Origin of the sequence: Pseudoalteromonas sp. Z1A6 (genome assembly GCF_011378745.1) — a bacterium.
Taxonomy (GTDB): Bacteria; Pseudomonadota; Gammaproteobacteria; order Enterobacterales; family Alteromonadaceae; genus Pseudoalteromonas; species Pseudoalteromonas arctica.
In genome coordinates this window covers 1-1805 of the sequence record NZ_WTKW01000541.1, presented here as the reverse complement: position 1 = coordinate 1805, position 1805 = coordinate 1, and the positions used below count along the sequence as shown (strand labels likewise).

The 1805-nt window shown below is 37.5% G+C and carries 2 protein-coding genes; one reads left to right on the top strand and one right to left on the bottom strand.

Annotation, left to right across the window (positions count from 1 at the left end):
* On the bottom strand, positions 1-898 hold an 898-nt coding region (locus GQR46_RS19295), incomplete at its 3' end, for a TMEM143 family protein (RefSeq protein ID WP_165742158.1).
* 195 nt (positions 899-1093) lie between these two features.
* On the opposite strand from GQR46_RS19295, the gene GQR46_RS19290 reads away from it, so the two are divergent.
* Positions 1094-1678 carry a VTT domain-containing protein gene (locus tag GQR46_RS19290; RefSeq protein ID WP_010554604.1) on the top strand — a complete coding sequence of 195 codons (585 nt, stop codon included), beginning with the start codon at positions 1094-1096 and terminating at the stop codon, positions 1676-1678.
* Positions 1679-1805: the final 127 nt, after the last annotated feature.

Genomic DNA, 1805 nt, shown 5'->3' with positions numbered 1-1805 from the left:
CGCTAAGCGCTTTCATAAATTTAATTTTACGGTTTTTAAACTTACTCCATTCTTTAAAAATAAAGCTGCCAAATACTCCCATGCCAATAGCAAAGGTAATAAAATGTTGTTGGGTCATTTCTACAGCTTCACTTCTAAAACCACCCCAAAAAGCAAACAGAGCAAGCAATAATACGATTGATGCGCCAAGTTTAGTTATAAGTACCACTGCACCGCCAACTAAAGCCGATGAGCCAATAATTGCTTTATCAATAGGGCGCATGCGTACTTCGCTATTAGGAAATAGCATTTCGAGATCGGCCTTTGGCACATTTTGAAACAGCTTTACTATGGTTGAGCTTGGCTCAAATCCCATTGGCGTTTTATTTTTAGCTTCAAAATAAGCGCTGTCTTTAAAGCGAATAAACACGGCAACACGGTCGTAATTAGTAAAGTGCAGCGGTTTTTTACGAAGGCCCCAAAAGCTGGTAATGGTTTCAGTGAGTTGCGACTCGCCACGGCGATAAAAAACCACTTCTTCAAAGTCGTCAAATTCAACTTCAAGGCGCACCTTAAATAGTGACTCTTCGTTTAATGCATCTTGTAAGTCTTCATTGGTGATCACTTCAAAATTAGCGGCATTAAGCACCTTAGCAAAATCTTTAGCAAACTCATGTTGGCACTGCGCTTTTTGATCCGCCGATACTGGCGCTAACGATCGCGTGTCACTGTTGGGATCAAAAGGGGCGTAGTTGTTTTTAAGTGACTCAAGTGTTGAGTGATAATCGTAATGAATAAGGCTTGCTAGTAAATCGCAAAATTGTTTAAACGATGTTTTTTGTGTACTGCTTTTAAGCTCTTCGCTACACATATCAACAATATCTTGCTTTCTAAAGGGAATAAAACGCGCACTTTGCATAAATTAATAACTACTGTGATAGGGAATCTAACTGCATGGGCACATAATAAAATATTCTTATGGATATTACTAATTTGTTAATGCAGTAGGGCGTGATAAATTTAGTACTGTGTTTTCAGCGTGTATTAACCTAAATATGTAATTATTAGCTCATTGAATACTCTTGTTCTTACTGATAAGTGAAAAGGATTTACTATGGCCATTCAAAAAAAGCTAAAAGAAAAAACGCGTAATTTTATTGACTCTAAGCATATGCTTAGCGGTATTACTGTGGCATCATTTTTAGAGTCAACCATAGTTCCTATTCCACTCGAAGCTGTATTAGTACCACTAATGCAAGCTCGTCGTGAAAAGCTATGGCTTATTGCGCTAATGGCTACTTTAGGCTGCATAGTGGGCGCATTGTTTGGTTATGCGTTGGGTTATTATTTATTTGATGCGGTTGGCGATTGGATTATTAATACGTTTTCGAGCCCTGAGCAATTTGAAAACGTTAAACAGCAAATGCAAGATCAAGGTTTTTGGTTTGTAATAACACTAGGCATAGTGCCTATTCCGTTTCAAATAGCGATGCTTGCAGCTGGCGCGACTAAGTACTCTATTTGGCTGTTTTTGTTGGCCTCGGGTATTGCGCGTTCTATTCGTTACTTTGGTCTGGCTATTATTGTTTATTATGCAGGTAATGAAGCTGAGCGAATCATTAGTAAACATAAAACTAAGGCAATGGTTTTAATAACCTTACTTGTGTTAGGAGTTTGGGGATTAAGTTTGGTGATTTAAGCTCATTATTAAAGGTTATTAACCAGCTTATTCTAATAAGCCTTTTTGGTAATGTGCTATAGTTTTTTAATATAGTATCGAAAAGCTTAGGGTTAATATGATTGAAACTGTAAAACTCACTATCAGG